General features: G+C 37.6%; 24 protein-coding genes. 9 read left to right on the top strand and 15 right to left on the bottom strand.

The features are described 5' to 3' along the window. Positions 1 to 213 precede the first annotated feature (213 nt). From R2S57_RS26580 to R2S57_RS26565, 4 genes are all read right to left on the bottom strand, one after another. Complete coding sequence (locus tag R2S57_RS26580) at positions 214 to 1,071, bottom strand: anti-sigma factor (RefSeq protein WP_316847949.1); 858 nt, start codon at positions 1,069 to 1,071, stop codon at positions 214 to 216. Positions 1,072 to 1,073: 2 nt separating this feature from the next. Further along, a complete protein-coding gene (locus tag R2S57_RS26575; RefSeq protein WP_316847948.1) occupies positions 1,074 to 1,625 on the bottom strand; it encodes an RNA polymerase sigma factor in 552 nt (183 codons plus the stop codon). A 116-nt stretch (positions 1,626 to 1,741) separates the two neighbouring features. Continuing rightward, positions 1,742 to 2,635, bottom strand: a complete 894-nt coding sequence (gene lipA / locus R2S57_RS26570) for a lipoyl synthase (protein WP_057931208.1) — start codon at positions 2,633 to 2,635, stop codon at positions 1,742 to 1,744. Positions 2,636 to 2,852: 217 nt separating this feature from the next. After that, the gene (locus tag R2S57_RS26565; protein ID WP_316847947.1) at positions 2,853 to 3,284 is read right to left on the bottom strand and encodes a GNAT family N-acetyltransferase; all 432 of its coding nucleotides are present in this window, start codon (positions 3,282 to 3,284) and stop codon (positions 2,853 to 2,855) included. A gap of 432 nt (positions 3,285 to 3,716) precedes the next feature. Here R2S57_RS26565 and cysS point away from each other — a divergent pair, with 432 nt between their 5' ends. The 5 genes from cysS (at position 3,717) to R2S57_RS26540 (ending at position 9,061) form a co-directional block, all read left to right on the top strand. Beyond that, the gene (gene cysS / locus R2S57_RS26560) at positions 3,717 to 5,177 is read left to right on the top strand and encodes a cysteine--tRNA ligase (protein WP_316847946.1); all 1,461 of its coding nucleotides are present in this window, start codon (positions 3,717 to 3,719) and stop codon (positions 5,175 to 5,177) included. Positions 5,178 to 5,211: 34 nt separating this feature from the next. Then, positions 5,212 to 5,892, top strand: coding sequence for an aspartate/glutamate racemase family protein (locus R2S57_RS26555; RefSeq protein ID WP_316847945.1), 681 nt, complete (start codon positions 5,212 to 5,214; stop codon positions 5,890 to 5,892). Between the two features lie 162 nt (positions 5,893 to 6,054). After that, the gene (locus R2S57_RS26550) at positions 6,055 to 7,035 is read left to right on the top strand and encodes a M28 family peptidase (RefSeq protein ID WP_316847944.1); all 981 of its coding nucleotides are present in this window, start codon (positions 6,055 to 6,057) and stop codon (positions 7,033 to 7,035) included. 86 nt (positions 7,036 to 7,121) lie between these two features. Continuing rightward, positions 7,122 to 7,979, top strand: coding sequence for a DUF4440 domain-containing protein (locus R2S57_RS26545; RefSeq protein WP_316847943.1), 858 nt, complete (start codon positions 7,122 to 7,124; stop codon positions 7,977 to 7,979). Positions 7,980 to 8,176: 197 nt separating this feature from the next. Continuing rightward, on the top strand, positions 8,177 to 9,061 hold the full coding sequence (locus tag R2S57_RS26540) for a glycerophosphodiester phosphodiesterase family protein (RefSeq protein ID WP_316847942.1): 885 nt from the start codon (positions 8,177 to 8,179) through the stop codon (positions 9,059 to 9,061). Positions 9,062 to 9,136: 75 nt separating this feature from the next. Here the strand turns inward: R2S57_RS26540 and R2S57_RS26535 are convergent, their stop codons facing one another. From R2S57_RS26535 to R2S57_RS26500, 8 genes are all read right to left on the bottom strand, one after another. Beyond that, complete coding sequence (locus R2S57_RS26535) at positions 9,137 to 9,325, bottom strand: hypothetical protein (protein WP_316847941.1); 189 nt, start codon at positions 9,323 to 9,325, stop codon at positions 9,137 to 9,139. Between the two features lie 129 nt (positions 9,326 to 9,454). Beyond that, a complete protein-coding gene (locus tag R2S57_RS26530; protein ID WP_316847940.1) occupies positions 9,455 to 9,976 on the bottom strand; it encodes a hypothetical protein in 522 nt (173 codons plus the stop codon). A gap of 758 nt (positions 9,977 to 10,734) precedes the next feature. Beyond that, on the bottom strand, positions 10,735 to 11,322 hold the full coding sequence (locus tag R2S57_RS26525) for a class I SAM-dependent methyltransferase (RefSeq protein ID WP_316847939.1): 588 nt from the start codon (positions 11,320 to 11,322) through the stop codon (positions 10,735 to 10,737). 9 nt (positions 11,323 to 11,331) lie between these two features. After that, complete coding sequence (locus tag R2S57_RS26520; RefSeq protein WP_316847938.1) at positions 11,332 to 11,817, bottom strand: DinB family protein; 486 nt, start codon at positions 11,815 to 11,817, stop codon at positions 11,332 to 11,334. A 139-nt stretch (positions 11,818 to 11,956) separates the two neighbouring features. Then, positions 11,957 to 12,346, bottom strand: coding sequence for an RDD family protein (locus tag R2S57_RS26515; protein ID WP_316847937.1), 390 nt, complete (start codon positions 12,344 to 12,346; stop codon positions 11,957 to 11,959). A 200-nt stretch (positions 12,347 to 12,546) separates the two neighbouring features. Further along, entirely contained in the window at positions 12,547 to 13,509 is a 963-nt protein-coding gene (locus R2S57_RS26510; protein ID WP_316847936.1) for an AAA family ATPase, read from the bottom strand. Between the two features lie 5 nt (positions 13,510 to 13,514). Then, positions 13,515 to 14,873 (bottom strand): peptidylprolyl isomerase, encoded by a 1,359-nt coding sequence (locus tag R2S57_RS26505; RefSeq protein WP_316847935.1) that lies wholly within the window; start codon positions 14,871 to 14,873, stop codon positions 13,515 to 13,517. A 55-nt stretch (positions 14,874 to 14,928) separates the two neighbouring features. Next, positions 14,929 to 15,516: a hypothetical protein gene (locus R2S57_RS26500; RefSeq protein ID WP_316847934.1), complete on the bottom strand. Its 588-nt coding sequence runs from the start codon at positions 15,514 to 15,516 to the stop codon at positions 14,929 to 14,931. Positions 15,517 to 15,620: 104 nt separating this feature from the next. On the opposite strand from R2S57_RS26500, the gene R2S57_RS26495 reads away from it, so the two are divergent. After that, on the top strand, positions 15,621 to 16,274 hold the full coding sequence (locus R2S57_RS26495) for a hypothetical protein (protein ID WP_316847933.1): 654 nt from the start codon (positions 15,621 to 15,623) through the stop codon (positions 16,272 to 16,274). A gap of 156 nt (positions 16,275 to 16,430) precedes the next feature. Next, entirely contained in the window at positions 16,431 to 17,009 is a 579-nt protein-coding gene (locus tag R2S57_RS26490) for a non-canonical purine NTP diphosphatase (RefSeq protein ID WP_316847932.1), read from the top strand. Here the strand turns inward: R2S57_RS26490 and R2S57_RS26485 are convergent. The 3 genes from R2S57_RS26485 to R2S57_RS26475 are packed head-to-tail and all read right to left on the bottom strand — an operon-like array spanning position 17,004 to position 20,000. Next, positions 17,004 to 17,306: a type II toxin-antitoxin system RelE/ParE family toxin gene (locus R2S57_RS26485; RefSeq protein WP_316847931.1), complete on the bottom strand. Its 303-nt coding sequence runs from the start codon at positions 17,304 to 17,306 to the stop codon at positions 17,004 to 17,006. The genes R2S57_RS26490 and R2S57_RS26485 overlap by 6 nt on opposite strands. Next, positions 17,306 to 17,527 (bottom strand): hypothetical protein, encoded by a 222-nt coding sequence (locus R2S57_RS26480; RefSeq protein WP_316847930.1) that lies wholly within the window; start codon positions 17,525 to 17,527, stop codon positions 17,306 to 17,308. Before R2S57_RS26480 ends, R2S57_RS26485 begins: the two co-directional genes overlap by 1 nt. A 37-nt stretch (positions 17,528 to 17,564) precedes the next feature. Continuing rightward, positions 17,565 to 20,000, bottom strand: coding sequence for an OstA-like protein (locus R2S57_RS26475; protein WP_316847929.1), 2,436 nt, complete (start codon positions 19,998 to 20,000; stop codon positions 17,565 to 17,567). Between the two features lie 65 nt (positions 20,001 to 20,065). Between R2S57_RS26475 and tilS the strand changes: the two genes are divergently transcribed. Together tilS and R2S57_RS26465 are read left to right on the top strand one after the other, a co-directional pair. Further along, positions 20,066 to 21,397, top strand: coding sequence for a tRNA lysidine(34) synthetase TilS (gene tilS / locus R2S57_RS26470; RefSeq protein WP_316847928.1), 1,332 nt, complete (start codon positions 20,066 to 20,068; stop codon positions 21,395 to 21,397). After that, complete coding sequence (locus R2S57_RS26465; protein ID WP_316847927.1) at positions 21,398 to 21,889, top strand: hypothetical protein; 492 nt, start codon at positions 21,398 to 21,400, stop codon at positions 21,887 to 21,889. It abuts the gene before it with no gap. Positions 21,890 to 21,957: the final 68 nt, after the last annotated feature.

Below are 21,957 nucleotides of genomic sequence, written 5' to 3'. Positions count from 1 at the left end.
ATGTAGCTTGCCCTGCTTTTTTTTACAAAATTAAAGTTTAATACAATTCGAAATAACAAACTAACGTCATCCCCATTTTTTTCAGATTGCGCCCTGATGAGTACTCGCAATGACGATTCTTGCTAGGAATTACAATCTTGGGAGCTATAAAAAACAAAAAATCCCGGCATTTCTCAATGTCGGGATTTAATATATTAATTAAATAATTTCTCTCTAAACACCACCCATTACGGTTAATTTATCCATTGTTGGATTAACACTTCCGCCCATTGGCTCTAAAGTTACGGCAAAAGCCTGTGCTTCCTGGATGGTCTGCATTTTTAACAATGCTTCGTTACTGGTTGAATCGGTTTTCCCAAATACACCTAAACTTACTGGTTTCCCATTTACCAAGGCCCATAACTGATATTCATGTTCGGCATCGGTTTTTGGTAAATCCATTGCCACATAATTGATCAGTACGCTTTTATCTTTTTTGTTCCAGTATACCTTCATTTTTGAAGCTGGACTAAATGCCTGCCCTGCCATACGGATGGTTGCCCATTCTTTGCTATCGGCCATGGCAGCCATGTTATCTAAGCCCTGGTTCTCAAATTCCAGTTTACTTACTACACCGGCAAATTTTTGTTTGTCTAAGTTTAAACTTGCAATTTGGTCGTGTGCGGCGTTCAGCTTGTTATATGTGATAAACAATGCCGCCGTACTTACTACCAATAAAGCTACACAAGCCACTAAGGCGTAACGTAAAGTTCTCACTTTAGCATCACTTCCATCCAAACGTATAATTCTTGGTTCTTCTGCGTAAATTGGTTCGGGTTGAACATTCACATTCTCTTCAACTTCACTTAAACCCAACTTCTCGAATAATCTTGTTTCTACATCTGCAGATGGTTCTACAGCATTTTGCATAGCATATTGCTCCATAGCTTGCTCAATGGCAGCTATTTCATCTCTAACCTCAGGGTTTTGAGATGCCATTTCCTCAACCTGCAACGCTTCTTCAGGTGATAAATCACCTAAAACGTACAGCTCAAGTACTCCAGATTCGATATATGCTTTTAAATTTTCCACGCTCAATTAAAATTCCTTCTCAATTCAATAATAGCCAACCGGATCCGGGTTTTCACCGTACCTAATGGCAGATCTAACTTTTCTGCGGCCTCCACATGTGTGAAACCCTTGTAATAAACTAAATCAAGAACTGCTTGTAAATCCGGTTTAAGGTTTTCTACAAGTTGCTTAACTCCAAGAACATCGGGATTAAACGTAACCTTGTTTTGTTCATCAACGAAACTTACGTTATTTTCTATATCTTGGTTTTTGAGTGAATTCTTAAAATCTTTAGAACGTAGTTTGTCGATCGATAAATTGCGGGCAATATTCATCATCCATGTAAACAAACGTCCTTTGGTATTATCATAGTGTGTAGCCGACTGCCAGATTTTTACGAAAGTTTCTTGTAATACATCTTCAGCAAGCTCAGTATGGGTAATAATGCGTGAAATAACGCCGTAAAGCGCTGACGAATACATGCTGTACAGTGTTTTCAGTACCGCGGGATCTTTCGATTGCAGTGCTTGAACAAGTTCAGGCTCAGTTAGGGTTAATTTTTTTAATGCAGTCACTATCGGTCACTAAGATACAATACAGAACAGTAAAAGCAAAAAAATGTTTTATAAATACATTCCTTTAAAGAGTGCGATTTATTAAAACATTCTAAATCAGTTGTAAATAAATGAATTTATGCGATTCCTTCAATCGGGAAAAGGTGTTTTTCTGCATGGTAAGATGAACGTACCAGCGGACCACTTTCTACATATTTTAAACCTTTAGCCAAACCAGCTTCTTTATACATCGCAAAGGTATCTGGGTGGATCCAGTCTATAACCGGATGGTGGTTACGGGTAGGTTGTAAGTATTGGCCTAAAGTTAAAATATGAACACCATTAGCAACCAGATCGTCCATGGCTTCGAAAATATCTTCTTCAGTTTCGCCCAAACCCAGCATAATACCTGTTTTTGTTCTCAAACCAAATTCTGAAATTCTTTTTAAAGCCTCTAAGCTTCTGTCGTATTTTGCCTGGATACGCACTTGTTTGGTTAAACGCTTAACGGTTTCCATATTGTGCGAAACCACTTCTGGTCTTTCTTCTAAAACACGGTATAAATTATCCCACTGACCTTTAAAATCAGGGATTAAAGTTTCTAACGTGGTAATTGGACTTTCTCTGCGGATGGCCTGTAAGGTTTCTGCCCAGATAATCGAGCCGCCATCTTTTAAATCATCACGGTCTACCGAAGTAATAACACAATGTTTAACGCCCATTAATCTTACCGAATCGGCAATACGGTTGGGTTCGTCTACATCAACAGCCAAAGGGCGACCGGTTGCAACTGCACAGAAAGAGCAGCTACGGGTACAGATGTTCCCTAAAATCATGAAAGTTGCCGTACCTGCACCCCAGCATTCGCCCATATTGGGGCAATTACCACTTTCGCAGATGGTATGGAGTTTATGCGTGTCTACTAAACTGCGAACTTGTGCATATTCCTTACCAACGGGCAATTTTACACGTAACCAATCTGGTTTACGTTTAACTTCAGTTACAGCAGGTACTACCGGTAAATCAATCATGCCACAAAGTTAACGAATAGGATTGAAATGTTACAATATGGAAATGTTTGAGGGTTGTAATAATGTAGGAATAGTTGGTTAATCGGTTAATAGTTTAAATCGGTTAACTGTAGGGACAACTTGCGAAGTCTGCCATGAGCGGTGGCCTTTGCTGACTTCGCAAGTTTAGCCAGGGCTTCTTGTGGTATCAGATATTTCTATCTGACACTTAAAACAATTAAGAGAGATTCATTTCAAATACAATCTGCCGTTTATTCTCCTTAAAGCCCAGCCGCTCATAAAATTTATGACTCTCTATCCGTTTGGTATTACACCTTACCTTTAGTTTTTTTATGTGGTGCTTTTTTGCCCAAAGCTTTACGCTTTCGATTAATTGTTTCCCGATTTTTAAGTTGCGGTAAGTTTCGTCTACGATCAACCCTCCGATTTCGACAAAAGGTTCGGATTCTATCCTCAGGGTATAAAAGCCATGGATCCAGCCTACAATAACATCATCAATAACGGCAGCAAAGGCACAGTTTTCATTACTTTTGTTGATCTGCCTGATTCTGGTCAGTGTTTGTTCGGTATTGCTTTCATAGCCTAGCTGCGTAGAAAGTTGAGCTACACCCTGTGCATCTTCTTCTGAAATTTCTCTGATTTGAACCATTGTATACTGATGTTTTATAGGCGGAGCTAAAATTAGGGATTAAAATTTTGTTTACCATCAGATGGCAACATCTAATGGCGCAAATGCCTGGCTTTGTTACCCAACAACACCAAACCATGCGATCTAAACCCTATTGAAGCGGCAGCTCCCGATTATTTAAGCACTGGTTTTTTGCTTTTTATGGTGTGCTTACTTGTTGCACAGGTTTCAATCGGGACTATAGCGGAAAGAGGGACTGCTGTAGCCGATAAGCAGTAACGTACCTTTTCTAATATTTATGAAAAATCGACATTACAACCTTAATGTTTTTTGCGGTCAGATGGTAACGTCTGGCCCCACGGAAACCTGTTTATAAATGTTACTTAAAAATCATAAGCTGAACATTACAACTTTAAACGTTTTAACTTTCTAACTAAATCTTACATTTGCAGTATGAATACTGGCTTACAGCTTTATAATACGCTTTCGCGCAAAAAAGAACTTTTTCAACCCTTAAATGCACCCAATGTTGGGATGTATGTTTGCGGTCCTACCGTTTATAGCGATGTGCACCTGGGCAATTGCCGCACTTTTATATCATTCGATTTAATTTTCAGATACCTTAAATATGTCGGTTATAAGGTGCGTTATGTACGTAATATTACAGATGCAGGTCATTTAGAGGGCGATAGGGATGAGGGCGACGATAAATTCGCAAAACGTGCAAAGTTAGAACAGCTTGAGCCGATGGAAATTGTACAGAAGTATACCCTGGGTTTCCATGATGTATTGCGCATGTTTAATACGCTGCCGCCAAGTATCGAGCCTACCGCAACCGGGCATATTATCGAACAGATCGAAATGATTAAGGTAATTATAGCCAATGGTTACGGTTATGAAGTGGATGGCAACGTATATTTCGATGTAGAAAAATATAGCAAAGAATATAATTATACAATTTTAACCAACCGCAATCTCGAAGATATGTTAAACAACACCCGCGAACTGGGTGGACAGGATGAGAAACGTGGAAGGTTGGATTTTGCGCTCTGGATAAAAGCGAAGCCAGAAACATTAATGCAATGGCAATCGCCATGGGGCATGGGTTTCCCGGGTTGGCATATCGAATGTTCGGCCATGAGTGCTAAATATTTAGGAGCTGAGTTTGATATCCATGGTGGCGGAATGGATTTAGCGGCAACACACCACACCAACGAAATTGCACAATCTGAAGCTTGCAGTCATAAGCAACCTGCACGTTACTGGATGCACACCAATATGCTTACGGTAAATGGCACGCGGATGTCTAAATCGGCAGGCAATGGTTTCCTTCCTTTAGAACTATTTACAGGCGACCACCCTTTACTGAAGAAAGGTTATAGCCCGATGACGGTAAAATTTTTTATGTTGCAGGCACACTACCGCAGTACACTCGATTTTTCGAATGATGCCCTGGATGCTTCAGAAAAAGGCTTTCGCCGTTTAATGGCTGCGATTGGTTTGTTGGATAAATTAACCGTATCAGAGCAGAACGATTTTGATATTGATGCATTGAAAGAGAATTGTATCAATGCGATGAACGATGATTTTAACAGTCCGATTTTAATTGCTGAACTGTTTGAAGCGGTAAGGATCATCAATACCGTGTACGATGGTAAGGGAAAAATCTCTGCTGAAGCATTAGAAAAGTTAAAACAACTGATTAACGAATTCGTGTTTGATATATTGGGACTGAAAGATGAAGATGCCGGAGGAAACGACTTAAATGGCGTTTTAGATATGGTCATCAATTTAAGGACCGAGGCCAAAGCGAATAAAGATTATGCCACTTCAGATCGTATCCGAATAGGCTTACAGGAATTGGGCATTCAGCTTAAAGATGGCAAAGAAGGTACAACCTGGAGTAAAGCCTAACGAGTTTGGAGTACCGAGCCGATAATTTTAAACAATGAGGAAAATTGGTTTAGTAGGTGGTATCAGCTGGGTATCGACCATAGATTATTACCGCTTTATAAATGAGGGTGTAAATGAGCGCTTGGGTGGATTAAATTTTGCTGAATGTTTGATTTACTCCCTTAATTTTGGTGATGTTCAGGATAAAACCTGGGAAGGATCGTTTGACCTTTTGCTAAATGCCTGTGAAAGTTTAAAGCGTAGCGGTGTAGAAGCTATTGTACTCTGTGCCAATACCGCCCATCTTTTTGCCGATCAGCTTGAAGAAAAAATCGCTTTACCAATTATCCATATTGGTTCTGAAACTGCTAAAGCCATAAATGCTGCAGGAATTAAAAATGTGGGCTTATTAGCCACTGTGTTTACCATGGAAAAGGAGTTTTATACCAAAAAGCTCGAAGATTATGGATTAAACGTATTGGTGCCAGCCAAGAAAGAAACCCGCGATTATATACAGCTTACGCTTAAAGAAGAATTGGGTAGGGGGGTAATCGCAGAAGAAACCAAAGCCCGCTACATTAAAATCGTTAATGAGCTGATTGCAGATGGTGCTGAAGGTATAATTTTGGGATGTACAGAAATCCCAATGCTCATTAGTCAGGCTGATTTTGATATTCCGGTATTCGATACCACTAAAATTCATTGCCAGGCGATTGTGGATTATGTGCTTTCTTAGCAAAACCTTATTTATTACCATCCCCCTGTCCCCTTCAAAGTGGGACGATTTAAGCGCGGGAAAATAAATCTTATACATTTTGAACTCAGCAAGGAATTTGTCCTCTTTTGAAGGGGGCTGGGATGAAAAAATAATTACATCAATTTTCCGTTACATTAAGCAATGAATAAAAAATTATTAATACTGGCATTATTCGCGTTAATCGGATTTGAGGCCTGCCAGAATAAAACGAACCAAAATACTGATGACAGTGGAGAACAAACGGTAAGTTTATCTTCTCCAGATTTTAATGCCGATAGCGCCTATGCCTACACCAAAGCACAGGTAGATTTTGGTCCAAGGATTCCCGGTACCTTAGCCCATCAAAAATGTGCTGATTATTTGGTAACTAAACTAAAATCTTTCGGTGCCGAGGTAAGCATCCAGGGACAGAAAATGCAGACGTATGATGGTAAAAGTTTTCAATTGAAAAATATTGTGGCTGCATTTAATCCAGATCAAAAGGAACGGGTGTTGATTACTGCGCATTGGGATGCGCGTCCGTTTTCTGATAAAGATACTGATCCAGCGAACCAGGGCAAAGCTTTCGATGCGGCAAATGATGGAGCAAGCGGTGTGGCCGTAATTTTAGAAATGGCACGTCAGATTCAAGAAAAACAGCCAAATGTAGGAGTAGATTTTGTATTGTGGGATTTGGAAGATTATGGAAAGGCCGATGATGAAACACCTGATGACGTAACCTGGTGTCTGGGCTCGCAATATTGGGCAAAAAAAGCAATTGCTACTGGTTATAAAGCCTTGTACGGCATCAACCTGGATATGGTTGGCGGCGGCAATGCCCAGTTTACGCAAGATGAAATTTCGCGCCAGGCTGCTCCTAATGTGGTGAATAAAGTTTGGGAAATCGGTGATGAGATTGGTTATGCATCTTATTTTACCAGCATTCCAAGTGGGAAGCTGGTAGATGATCATTTTTGGATGAACAAGGCAGGTGTTCCTTCTATTGATATTATCCATTACAATGACAACAGTGGCTTTTACATCAACTGGCATACCCAATTGGATAATTTGGCCAATATCGACAAGAATACACTAAAAGCAACCGGACAAACGGTTTTAGAAACCATTTATAGAGAAAAATAGGTTTTTAATGTGTAATTGTTAATTACTTTTAAACCCATACATCAAAGAAAATTTTATATTCGCCAAACATATTATCTTAATTAATAATGAAACAATTATTTTCAACCGCAATAGCTTCGCTTTTAGCCCTAGGCGCTTTTGCTCAAAAAAGTGACGGAACAACCAAATCTTTGGTAAACGCCGAAAAGGATTTCGCCAAGTCAATTGCCAAAAATGGAGATAAAGAAGCTTATATAGACTATTCATCTACCAGCACCTTAGTATTTAGGCCAAACCCGGTGAATGCTAAAACTTTTTATGCTGGCAAGGCAAATGCAGAGAATGATGTAACATGGACGCCAAATTTGGCTAAAGTATCACGCAGTGGTGATTTAGGTTTTACCACAGGTCCTTATGAAATTGGAACTTCAGAAAAAAAATACGGTCAATATCTGTCCATTTGGAAATCGGAAAACGGTAAATGGAAATTGGCGATTGATCTAGGTACAGAAAGTAACAAGCCTCTGGCTAAAGTTACCCCATTGTTTGTTGAGCCAAAAGATCATGTTGCACCAAAATTCTTAAATGAAAGAGAAATTAAGGCTGGAAAAGAAATTATCATCACTACCGAAAAAACATTAAATACATTACTAAAAACGCATGGCATTGCTGCTTTTGGTGGTTTCTTAACCAACGATGCACGTTTGCTTTTCCCAGGTAATGAAGCCATTGATGGAAAAGGTAAAATTGTTGCTTTTTATAACAGCATGATCAGCAAAATCAATTTAAAAACAACTGGTGTAGATAAAGCAATCGGTAGTGATTTCGCTTATACTTATGGTGTTGCTACCATCGATTATAAGGCCGATTTACGCGAAAGTTTTAATTATGTTTTCGTTTATGAAAAAGCTGCTGATTCAAGCTGGAACTTAATTGTGCAGGCATTTGTGCCCGCAGAAAGATAAAAAAACAATGTGAATTAAAGAGGGCTATCCATAAAAAGAGGCCCTTTTTTTATTTCGACATTTTACCTTCAGCTGTAATTAGGATCTGATTTAGCTCAATGTTATACCCTAATTGTGAGCGTTAACAACTTCCGTTCAGGTTGGTGATTAAAGTTGTCAACTTACTAATAAAAACACCCATTTTACGTTTAAAATTTATGCACAAAAAATTACTTCTACTCTCTACGCTCATCTTAATTTTCTTAAATGTTTCAGCTCAAAAAAAGAAATTCGATGTACAGGGTAAAGCTGGCGCAAGAGGCATTATGCCAGAGAACACCATCGAAGGGATGTTAAAAGCTTTAGATTTAGGTGTTACCACTTTAGAAATGGATGCGGTTATTTCGAAAGATAAACAAGTGGTGCTCTCTCAGGAACCCTACTTTAATAACGAAATATCCCTGCAACCCAACGGGAAAGCGATTACTTTAAAAGATCAGAAAAATTTTAACATCTATAAGATGGATTATGATGAAATTAAGAAGTTTGATGTGGGCAGTAAGGTACACAGCCGTTTCCCAGGGCAAATGAAGTTTAAGGCTTATAAGCCATTACTCTCTGAAACCATAGATGCGGTTGAGGCCTATGTAAAAGCGCACAAAATGGCTAAACCGGTATATAGCATCGAAACCAAAACGATTAAAAAGGGCGATAACGAATTTCATCCTGAGCCCGCAGAATTTGTAGACCTGATTATGAGTGTGATCAATGAAAAAAAACTCGCTAAAAGGGTAATTATCGAATCGTTCGATATGCGTACACTTCAATACCTGCACGAGAAATATCCAAAAATACAAACTTCATTGCTGATTGATGAGAAAGAGCCTTTTGAAGATTATATCGAAAAATTAGGCTTTAAACCGACCATTTATAGTCCTTATTCGGTGCTGGTGGGTAAAGGTTTGGTCGATCGTTGCCACGAAATGGGCATCAAAATTATCCCCTGGACGGTAAACACAGTGAAGGATGTAAAGTATTTTATGAGCTTGGGGGTAGATGGGATTATTACTGATTTTCCCAATATTATGGGGCAACTTAAATAGCTGATATAAATGGCATAAAAAAAAGCGTTCTAAGTTATTCAGAACGCTTTTTTTATGTTTTGTGCCGCGAAAATCCTAGTGGTGTGCTTCTGGTTTTTCGTGTGCTGCTTCAGTTTTTTCATGGTGAGCAGATGCTTCTTTGTGGTTAAAAATTGGCCTAGTGAAATAGACACACAATAATAAAACCAGAATCCATGCAGTTAAAGGTAAAGCCCAAATGCCTGTTGTTTGCTGAACCGGTGCGTGTGAATCGTGAGCTGACATATCGAATATTTTTGATTTAAAGATTTATGCTTTGTAATTGTGTGGTAAAGATAGCAACAAAATTAAAATAAAAAGATTTAAACTGGTGATTTGTGCCTGTACAAGTATGAGGATAAAAGGCATTGCCTTTTATCCTTGCAGATCGTAAATCATTGCTTTGGTACTGTTCATTTTACTTTTGATGCGATTCTGATGTTCGAGCAAGGTGCTTTGTTCATCCTGGATGGCATTAAACAGTTCCGCTTTTTTAAAGTAGTTTGCCGCTTCTCCAAAATTTTGTTGTTGCTCGGCATGCAAACCTAAACTTTCGTAAATGTGTGCTTCGCAAACGCCTGGCACAAGCAAGGCCTTGTCAGCAACCTGTTTTACAAGTTTATGCATCTTCAGTGTGATCACAAGCTTTAAATATGGCTCGTAAACTTCAGGGAAATCAGCATCTAATTCAATGCAGCGTTTGTAATAATAACCCGCAGTTTTATAATCTTTAAAGTGGGTTTGGTAAATATCGCCCAACTGAAAATAAGCCCTGGCGTAATCAGCGTCGAAAACAATAATCTCGTTAAAATATTGAAGTGCTTTAGGCAATTCGCCCCAATGCAATTCTTCAATGGCCTGTAGATATTTTTCTTCTACAGTGGTGTAAATGTCCATAATGGATATAATTAATGTTGATAAGCGATAAAATGCTTAGCAACTGCGTAATAAAATGATTTTAATTTGGGTTTATGTGCCCTGGAGCTTAAAACCGCGTTAAGGGTTTGGGAGGAAATTTAAGTCAATACCCAAGCCCTTTATGCCACAAGACTGGCTAAAGTTTAATTGTTGGATATGTAGTTGACGTAGCATTTCTATAAATTTTGATGCAAAGATATTTATTTTCAGCGAATTGCAAATTTTAAAATGAAATTATTACTGGGTAACATGAGCAAGATAAACGATAACATAACTTAATATGCAAGCTACACTATTGTAAGTGATGGATTGGATGAAATTTTCAAAATGTTGTTTGGTGTCGATTATTTTTGCTGCTATCAACCAAAAAAACAATGAAATGCCAATGTCTAAGAGATCGAAATATCCTTTTGTAAGGTGAAGTAGCTGTAACAATTCTAATCCAACAGCGAATATTAGCGGAACAAAAACACAGTTAAATCGCTTATTATAAAGTTCAAAATAAAACTCTTTAGAGGTTAGAGTGACACAGAAAACCCATAAGCCTTCTGGCAATGAATAAATAATGTATCTGTTTAAAGGTAGGTTTTCTGTGATGGTCTGTTTCAGACTTTCGTAAGTTTTAAAGGAAATCAACTGAATGATCATCTGATTCACCAATGTTTTATCAGTCCGGTAAAAGACATAAATGAACAAGCTAATGATTAAGGCAAAGCAAATATACCAATAGTGCTTTTTCAAGATTTGGTAAAAATTAGGATTTTAAAATAAGAAAGTGGTTTTAAAGCGATTTCTTTTTCCAGTGTAAACTGATCCATCCCCTTAATATCTTCCATGTAAAATAGAGATTTTAAATGAAATAAATTAGCGCCTATATTAAATATCCGATCAAGGTATTTTAGCCAATTATTCGGGGTAAAGTGGTTTAAGATCAGAAGTTTTCCGTTGGGTTTTAAAACATTATGGCACTGGCTCAGTAGTTTTTCGGGTTGATCTGCAACGGCTATAACATGCGATAATACGACATAATCGAAGCTGTTATCTGCAAATTTAAGGTGTTCGCCATTCATTTCGAACAGTTGCATGGCGCCTGTCGAATTCTTTTTAGCCATATTCAACATCGAGGAAGAAATTTCTATCCCTGTAATGTTGTGGTTATGATATAGATAGAAATGTGAGCCGTTGCCTACACCGATTTCGAGTAAGTTTCCGTAAGGCAGCTGATTAATCTCATTAAAAAATTTTTTCTTTTGAGGTTTGAGGAAAATATCGACCAGTGGATATAGAAATGAAAACCGGTTATAAAAGTTCGTTTGAGCGCTCAATGTATAGTTTTAAGAATTAAAGTGAATCAGGGCATTTTTAATTTGCCGCCTGTGCCTTAAAATATGAACTATGGCGTGTTCGAGCATTTGTTCTACATCATATTGCTGTCCCCACCTGGTGTCTATTTTTTTTGATTGATCTAGCTCTTCCATGGTGATATCGGGATTACTGTTGAAAAAGTCCTCGTTATATTTAAGGGCTTCCCGAAGCCGGGAAATATAAAGTGTTACCTCATCAAATTGCAGCCGTTCTGGTCTAAGGGTTTCCAGTCCAATGGAGTTTTCGATATAAACGGCATAACTGAACATCGAAGCGGTTACATGCGTTAAGATGGTTTGGATGGAAATACAGTCTGTATTTGGACTTACTGGCTCGATGGTTTTCAGCAGTTGATGTTGGCTAACGGGCTCAATTACCAAAATCAGTTCATCAACTGCTTTTTTATATTCGTCCATCAGTGCGGCTATTGCACCGCTAAGTTTATTGGTAACCATCTTAAAACAAATATAATAATTTTAGTTGGTCGGGATTTGCAATCCAGGCCTGTTATATTGTGGATTGTAATCCACTAACAGAAGGATTAAAAATCCTTAGCTCACAAGATGGGATTACAAATTCCGACTAACTAAAAAATTAAAGTTTTATCATCACACTGCCAGATGCAAGATCATGGATGGCCCTTCTCTGTAGATTTGAATTGATGGTTAAAAAGGAGATCCAACCCAAAGACAGTTTTATTGGGTACCGGAGAATGGCTTGACCGATATTGATTTTTTGGTGAATATCCTCATTTTTCCTTACTCTTATTCCTTTGACATAATTGCCAATGGTGCAGCCAAATGTCATGAAGAGTGGTTCGTAAATCACAAATAGAAATGCAAACAATAAAATCCGTACCCATTCTGGTACATTGTTAAAGCCGTCTAATACATTTGAAAAACACACCATAAGAATGATGATGACTATAGTGTCGATAAATGTAGATTGTAGCCTTTCTACCAGACTTGGGTATTTTTCTTCCATTTTGAGTGCGCTAATTAATTGTAAAATGTAAGTTATTAAAAATAATAATATTTTAGATAACTAATCGTGCATTACGATGGACGAGATTTACAATTACGGGCTGAGTTTGGATTTTAATCCACTAACAGAAGGATTAAAAATCCTTAGCTCACAAGACGGGATTACAAATTCCGACTAACAATAAGTCCCGACTAACAATACTACAATAAATCTTTAATGATTTTTTCGATCGATAAACCTTCTGCTTCTGCACGATAGTTACGCACGATACGGTGGCGTAAAATAGGCTCAGCAACGGCTTTAACATCTTCGATATCTGGAGAGTATTTCCCGGTTACTGCGGCATGGCATTTTGCGCCCAGCACTAAAAACTGAGAGGCCCGTGGCCCAGCGCCCCAGCTGATGTATTTGTTTACCGCCTCGGTAGCAAATTCACTATTCGGACGGGTTTTGGAAGCTAATTTTACAGCATATTCCAAAACATTGTCTGTAATGGGAATATCGCGGATCAGTTTCTGGAAATATTGGATATCATCTGCATGGATAATTTTCTGCAGTTGAACGGTTTTATTGCTTGTAGTATTTTTAACAATGTTCAACTCATCTGCAAAGGCAGGGTAGTTTAATTGAATGTTGAACATGAAACGATCCAGTTGTGCTTCGGGTAGGGGATAAGTTCCTTCTTGCTCAATTGGATTCTGCGTGGCCAAAACGAAAAATGGTTTTGGTAAAATATGTGTTTGACCAGCTGCCGTAACCGATTTTTCCTGCATTGCTTCTAATAAAGCGGCCTGCGTTTTCGGAGGGGTTCGGTTAATCTCATCAGCCAGGATAATATTAGAAAAGACAGGCCCTTTTATAAATTTAAAGTGCCTGTCTTCTCCTAAAATCTCTGCGCCAATAATATCACTTGGCATTAGATCTGGTGTAAACTGGATCCGGTTGAAATCGAGATCTAAAACAGAAGCTACGGTTTGTACAAGTAAAGTTTTGGCTAATCCGGGTACGCCAACCAACAGACAATGTCCGTTACTAAAAATGGCGATTAAAACAGATTTTATGATGTCATCTTGTCCAACTACTACTTTGCTTATTTCGGCTTTAATGTTGTTGAAAGATTGATGAAGTGCATCAACAGCTTCTACTTCGTTCTTATACTGCATTGGTGTTATTTTGCGGCTGTGGTTTTAGTCCAAATTTTTAATTCATCACAGGTATTAAATTCGTCGTCGATTTTAATGTAGGTACTTTCGCGACGTTTTTCAAACCATTCGCTTAAAGTACGATTAATTTTATCACTTTGTGCGGCATCTCTGATTTTTGGAAAATCTTGAACAAGATTTGCTTTGTGTGGTGGTATTTTTGATTTTAAATATAAAATGCGGTATCCTTGTTTTCCATCGGCTGCGGTAAATAGATCTGGTTTAGAAATGCCACCAATTTTCATGCTGTCAATGACTAAAAATATAGATGGATCCAATTTGTCAACCGGGATAAAAGTACTTCTTGCCTGCACGTTTTCTGCATTAAGCATCATACCACCATTGTATTTACTTTCTTTATTATCCGAATATAAGTTTGCAGCAGCAGCAAAGCTTAATTTTTTACCGATAATGTTGTGGTAAATACTATCTGCATGAAGTTTTAAACGGGTTAAACTTTCTGGTGTGGTTTTAGGCATAATTAAGATATGTCTAACGTGTACTTGTTCACCTCTACGCTCCAATACCTGTAAAAAGTGGAAACCATAATCTGTTTCGAACACTGGCGAAATTTCTCCCGCTTTTAGTTTAAATGCCCATGCCGTAAACTCTTTAACCATGGTAGTTCTGTCGATAAAACCATAATCACCACCATCAGCAGCAGAACCCGGATCTTCTGAGTAGGTTTTGGCCAACACACCCATATCCTCACCGCTTTTAACCCTTAAACGAAGGGCTTCAATTTTATCACGGAATTTTTGTTTTTCCGCTTTTGTTAACTGAGGGTTTAAAACCACCTCGCCAACTTCAACTTCAGTATTAAATTCAGGAATGCTATCACCCAAGGTTTTGAAATATTTTTCAACCTCCATTGGCGTAACATTGATGTTCTCGGTAATTTTTTGTTGCATTTTCTGTGCAATCAACTCATCTTTTACCGATGGTCTGATCTCATCTTTGTACTGTAAAACAGATTTGTTTAAAAATTGCTCTAAACGCTCCTGTCCACCGGCACGTTGCATACTGTAACGCATGCGTTTGTTTACCTCATCATCAACCGCACCATCTTCAACCATCACCGAATCGATTTCAGCCTGTTGTTTAAGCAACTTTTGGGTTAAGGTTTGTTGTAAGATTTTACATTTGATATCGTTATTGGGCTGATTTCCCTGATAAAGATATTGTGTGTATTGTTGGTTTAAATCTGATAGCAGGATAATATTATTCCCTACAACAGCAGCAACTTTATCAACGGTATGCTTTTGTGCGAAACTGTTTAAAAACAGGCAAATTAAAGCGGTTGCTACTAAAAAAACTTTCTTCATTCTATTTGTTATATTTTGCAAATTTAATACTTATGGTCTTCAAAAATCAGTTCGGTTATAACCTGGCGAGTTTTTTAAGCTCATTTTCATTAACCTTGACCTGATATTTCTGTTTAAGGCTTTTTAGCCATTTATCTTCTAAGCTCAGTTGGTAATCGGCAATTACCTCTCCTCTAACTTCGCTTAAGGGTTTATTGTAATGCTGTTGGTTTTGATTGTAAAAATCATGTATCGCCTTTTCATCTTCCTGTGCCTTATTCCAGATCTTTTGTTCTGAAACATTGAACATTAAAACACCCTCGCGGTACTCATTCAATAAAAAATCGCGGTCTTTGTTGCTTACCCCAACTTTTTTATGCGTTGTTAATGCATCCTCATAGGTTTTGATTTCCTCCTGATAGCTGGCATTTTTATCCAGTCCCATATCACGGGCATCCAAAACCTTAAGTTTAAAATTTATATATAAATTTAAATACGTTTGTAAAGTGTCGTACGCAGCACTCATGTTTCCATTATGGCTTTTTTTGTACGCCCACATAAACTCCTTGGCACTTATCGATTTACCGTTTACCACAGCAACGTTTTGTGCAAACGAAATGCTATAAATAAAGCTGAAAATAAATAGGCAGTAAGCTTTCCTCACGCAGAGCACTCTATAAATTTTAAGGGATAAAAGTAACAATTAGCGACGCTATTATAAGATATTTAACTAATTTTAACAGAAATTATTATTCAACAAAAATACGAATGGAAAACCAGGTTACCAACAATGCGAATGCTTTACGCTTATTTTTTACCGAAGAGGTCTTTCTGGTAAAGGATGAAAGTGTAGAAATTCTGCCTTTACGTAACGCTGAGCCGGTTTTTGTTTCCGAAAATGTTTCTGCTACCGAAGCAAAAGAATCTGGTTTAAAACCGGAAATAGCACAAATTCCTCAGATTAATGCTGCAAAAATTCCAAAAGTTTATCCGCAAGGGCCTGAAATTCCGCATATTGTGGCTGAACCGCTCCCCGAAAAAACGTTTAAATTTTTAGGTGGAAATAAAAAATCGGTACTGATTTTAGTGAACGATAAAGAGAACGATGTAAGTACCGAACAGGGTAGGGAACTGTTGCGCAAAATTGTGAAAGCCGTAGATTTGGGGACGCCTGATTTTGCCATTTTAAATTATGCAAATTACAGTGGAACGGATTATACAGAATTGCACCGTTTTTTTAAACCAGTTATCATGTTAGCTTTCGGAGTGGAAATTGCCGAGTTAAAACTGAACCTTAGCTGGCAAAATGAAATCATTGTTCACGAGACTACAAGGATTATCTTTGCACCTAATCTTCATCATTTGGATAGTGATTTAACTGCAAAAAAACTCTTGTGGGGTCATCTTCAGAAAATTAAATAACGTTTTGGTATTTTAGCATCAAGTAGGTAGTTTGGAGTATCAGATATTGAGAAGCCAGTATCGAGATTGGCGCTATAGCCCTTGGACAGAAACCTTAACCTTTCAACCTGCTAACTTTACAACATTCCAATTCATTCAACCTTGCAACTTTTCCCAATGAAAAAACTAGTTTTCGCTACGAATAACCAACATAAAACCGAAGAAATACGTGCTGCACTTGAAGGTAAATATGAAGTGCTGAACCTGGAAGATATTGGTTGTTTTGTCGACATCCCTGAAACTGCTGACACTTTTGAAGGAAATGCAACTTTAAAAAGCAGTTATGTGGTGGAGCATTTTAAGTTAGATTGTTTTGCCGACGACAGTGGCTTAGAGGTTGAGGCTTTAAATAATGAACCTGGGGTTTACTCTGCCCGATATTCGGGAAGCCGTGATAGTTTAGAAAATATTCAACTTGTTTTGAAGAAACTAGAAGGTAATAATAATAGAAGGGCGAGGTTTAAAACCGTAATATCTTTAATGCAGGACGGTCAAAACCATATTTTTGAAGGTACGATTGAAGGAACAATCAGCACAGAATTATCTGGCTCGAAGGGTTTTGGTTACGATCCAATTTTCCAACCTGATGGTTATGAAATCACTTTTGCCGAAATGGATATGGCGGAAAAGAATAAAATCAGCCACAGGGCTATTGCACTTGGAAAGATGATGGTTTTTTTGAAGGGAGAATTATAAAAATATTTTTTTCTTTTTGCCACTTTGTCGATTGTCTATAAAGGTTACAATCTCTAAAATTTCTTTTTTCGGTTTAATAGGGTATACAACTGATATGTGTGGGATAATAAATCCTATATGGGTATTTTTTATCTTATAGGTTTTTCTAGAGATTAATCGCTGCTCAGATAGTGTTTCGAGATAAGTAAATACTCTTGTGATAAATTTTTTTACTTCTACTTCCGTCCAATTCTCTTTTAAATAGTCTATGTTTTTTTGGAAAGTTTCGCCAGCTTTTTTAGACCAAATAATATCCATTAAACACTAAATCTTTTTTTTGCCTCTTCGTGGCTAAAACTTTCACCACGATCGAGTTGGCTTATTCCTTCCCGAATATCATTTTGCTGGCTACTACTTAGTTCATCAAACCAATCATAATCTCTTGTGTTAATTAGTGATTTAATATCACTGATTAAGCTTTCATCATCCGAATTAATGATCTGTTGAAGTAAACTTAATTTTTCTGATTGTAAATCCATGAATAAATTTAACCATTTATTTAGTGAATAACAAAAACTACCTCACCCCTGTTGCCTTTTTTATCTGAACAGAATCTTTTTTCACTTGGGTAGAATCTTTTTTCGGTAAAATGGGTTTAATACCAAAGTTTGCAGTATCTGCTGGTTTGGTTTGAGGTATTTTTTTATCCAGATTCAAACTGTCTTTTCCCGGCATAACTTTTGGCTTAAGGATACCCGGTGCTGTTGTTGCCGGCTTCGTTGCCGGAGTTACAGCTTTTGCACCTGCTACCGTTTTACCTGCTACTGTTTTAGCCTTTGCTTTGGGTTTCGGTTTTCCAGATGAGCCTATTGCATCTTTCTTCGATTTTGGGCGCTCTGTTGGCTTCCACGAAAATCCTTTTAAAACATGGTCTTTGGCAATCGTGTTTTCCGGATTTAAGGCACCCTCAACTCCCTTGATGTAAACGATATCTTCAATCGCGTTTTCCTTATCCTTAAAAATGAATTTTATCCTGCTGCTTAAGGTTTGGTTCATTTCTTTATAAACCTTTGTGCTATCGTCTTGTGTGTAATAAATACTTTCGGCGTTGCCATCAACATACAGGTTTTTAAGTTTTCCATTATAGAAAAAACCTGTCATCAACCTGCCTTTTATCTGATTAAACCTTAATGAATCTTTTGGGGTGTTTACCAAAAAAGCATTTCTAAAGGCCTGTAAATTATTTAGTTTTTTATTCTTGAACTGAACAAAAATGGTATCACCAACCTGTTGCGAGCCTTCCGACCAGATAATCGGATTACTATAACAACGTAAAGTAGAATCGGCACTGGTATAAAAAAGACTATCGGTTTTGGCCTGAATATTCGTTTTATAAATTTTTACCCCGTGATAAGCCTTGATAATACGGGCCTGAACAGTATCGGCCGGGTTAAACTTAGCGGTATCATTTGCTTTGCCGAGTTTTAAATTTCCCAGGCCCTTTGTTAAACTGTCTTTAACGCCAGATTTTATTGCCTTTTTTTGCAGGCTGTCGATTTTTGTTTTTGAAAGGTCTTTAATTAATGGTACAGCCTTGTTTGTTATCTTTTTTTGCAGGCTATCAATATTCGTTTTGGAAATGTCTTTCGTTATCGCGCCAGCCTTATCCGTTATCTTTTTTTGCAGACTATCTGTTTTAAGCTTAGGCAGATTTTTGATGATGGAGTCGGCTTTGCTTTTTAAAACACTGTTTTTCTGAAGGCTGTCCAGACCGACTTTAGGCAATCCTTTGCCAAGCGAATCTAATTTCGACTTCAAGCTATCAATATTTTTATCTTTCAGATTGAGCGGGTCTTCTGTTTCGGCCTCGCCTTTGTTTTTTTTCTTTTTATCAGCCTTGTTGTTTTTGCGCTTATTCCGGTCTTCTTTTTGAGTGGATTCAGTTTCTGGTTTAAATTTTGGTTCACCTTTCCCTTTCTTTTCGCCGGTATCTTCATCGTCTTCACCAACCTGATTATCAGCCTTGATCGAAATTTTAGGAATTAACTTTAAGGTTTTTTGTAACACCATTTGCGTTTCCAATGTATCCGCACCCATCCATAAACTATCAGGCCTTTTTTTATTTTTCACTAGGATAGAATCTTCCGTACCGATGCCCAGATAGGCATTTCGGGTAACCAATGTGCGTTGATCAATTTTATAATAGTAACCTAAATCACCGAACATTTTCATCTTATCTTTTGTGTCAGAAAAAACAATGTTTTTTACGGCTTTACCAATTCCTTTTTTGCCATAATAATATAAACTATCTCCTTTTAACGATCTGGTACCTTGGGTATATAGGTTTTTCTTTCCGAAGAAAGCATCTTCACTAAGGGTATTGTATTGGCCATTTTCTGTATACAGGTTATCGTCTTTACCCTTGATATTGGTTGGACCATAAAAGAAAGTCCATTTGCTTTGAGTATTGTAACTCATGGTGTCCGATTTGATAGTGGATTGTGGTGTAACTACCAATACATCATATCTAAAATAAGCATCGTTCGAATTGCTAAAATAATAGCCGTTTTTACTTGTTACCGTTACTTCCTTATTTACAATTTTACCACCACTCGTGTAGGTTCCTATCTTGCTGAGGGTATTATAATCTAAGATATTGGTGGTTAAGGTGGTCGAGGCTGAATCGATCATCTTCACGTTTCCGGTTAAATGTGCATGTTTTTTATTTCCGTCGTATTCTAACTGATCAGAATAAATATTTGTCATGCTTTGATTAATGTGTACATTCTTGTATGCTTCAAAATAATTGCGCTTACTGTAAAATATAGCGCTATCACAGGTTAAAGTGGCATTATCTTGTTGAAAAACCGGGTTCCGAAGAAAACTGACGTTGTCATTTGCACGTATCAGGATGTGCTCATATGATACAATTTTTATTTTCGAAGCGGTTTGCTGACCGAATAAAAATACAGGACTGATTAGAAGAAATAAAAAGACAAATAGTTTTTGCACACTACAAAGTTAGTTTTTTGTTCCGAACGTTCGGAATACCAGTTAAAATTAAATATTTTTGATGGATGTTACCCTTAAAACAATTTCAGGATTTTATTGAACAGCAAAAGTTGTTTGTACGGGAGAACCGCATTCTTTTGGCCGTAAGCGGGGGTAAAGATTCGGTATTAATGTTGCATTTATTTAAAGCAATAGGCGTTGATGTTGGTGTGGCACATTGTAATTTTAATTTAAGGGCCGATGAAGCACAACGCGACGAAAGTTATGTTGCACTGCTGGCTAAAAATTTAGGATTACCATTTTATGTAACGCATTTTGATACAAAAAAATATGCAGCCGAAAATAAAATTTCTACCCAGATGGCTGCCCGCGATCTGCGCTATACCTGGTTTGAAGAAATTAGGATAACTAAGGGCTATGACTATATTGCTTTGGCACAACATCAGAATGATGCGGTTGAAACTGTTCTCATTAACCTTACCCGTGGTACAGGCATAAGCGGTTTACATGGTATTTTACCTAAACGTGAACGGCTGATCAGACCATTGTTATTTTTAACCCGGAAGCAAATTGAGGAAAGTGTAACCATAAACAACATTGATTTTGTAGAAGACAGCTCGAACGCGAGCACCAACTACACCCGAAATAAAATCAGGTTGCAGGTTGTTCCACATTTGCAGGAGATCAATCCAAATCTGGAAAAAACCTTTGCTGAAAATATCGCAAGATTTGCAGAATTAGAGACCTTTTTAAATCTACAGGTCAACAAAATTGAAAATAAAATTCTGAATAAAAGGCATGATGGAATTTATATTGAGTTAGAAGAAATTGCCAGATTAAATCCGCAAAAGTTATTGCTTTACGAATTGCTTAAACCTTTTGGCTTTGGCGAAAATGTGGTTCAGGAGATTTTAGACAGTTTAAAGGCTTTAAGTGGTACGCATTTTTTTAGTTCAACGCACCAGGCCATTATTAACCGCCGCGATCTGGTTATTGTGGAGAAAAACACTTCGGTTACATCCAACCAGTTCATCCATCCAACAACAGAAAAAATTGCCTTTGCTAATGATGAAATTTCATTAAAATTTACCGATGATATTAAATTCGAGATAGATCTAAACAGAGCCTTTGTAAATGCCGATAAGCTGATCTTCCCTTTGGTGTTGCGGAACTGGCAAAATGGAGATAAGTTTATTCCGTTGGGGATGCGGAACCCCAAAAAAGTGAGCGACTATTTTATCGATGAGAAAGTTCCTTTACATTTGAAAAGCACCACGCCGATTTTGGTGAATGGAAATGGCGAAATTGTTTGGATTGCAGGTATGCGACAGGATAACCGATATAAATTAACTACTGCAACAAAAAAAGTTGCTATATTCGAACTCAAAATTAAATAAGTGGAAAGCAGGTACGCCTATATCGAAAAACAGTACATCGGCCGTGATTATGTTCGCATTTTCATTAGGCTGATTATGGCTGCATTCTGTTTTGCAGCTTACGTTTATGAGCGCGATCGCGACAATACGCAGGATTTGTTCCTTGTTGTAGGATTCGGGATTATCGGTGTTTCTATGCTTTTGCTTTTCCTGATCCAGTACAAAATTGTTGTGGATAATGGTAGTATGGTATTGGATGGCCTTTGGACAACCAAACGTGTTAAAATTGACCTGAATAGTATCGTTGATGTTCGTAAGGCTACATACAGCCGTTATTTCTTCAATAATCCGGTTTATAATTTACATACCAAAGGAACAATCCGGTTCTATTCATCAGGTAAAGATGCGGTGGTACTAACAGATCGTGATGGTTTAGAATATTTTATTGGCACCCAACGGCCAAATGAACTCTTCCTGGTCATCAAAGAAGAAATGAGAAACCTCAAATCATAATTTTTCTTTTTTTCTGTAAAATCTCTACTCAATTTCTCGTCTTTTTTATTGCAATAGGCCGACACGCA

It is taken from the genome of Pedobacter psychrodurus, from assembly GCF_032678585.1.
In the GTDB taxonomy this organism is placed as follows: domain Bacteria; phylum Bacteroidota; class Bacteroidia; order Sphingobacteriales; family Sphingobacteriaceae; genus Pedobacter; species Pedobacter psychrodurus_A.
The sequence above is the reverse complement of the archived record's forward strand: the minus strand, read 5'-3'. Positions and strand labels throughout refer to the sequence as shown.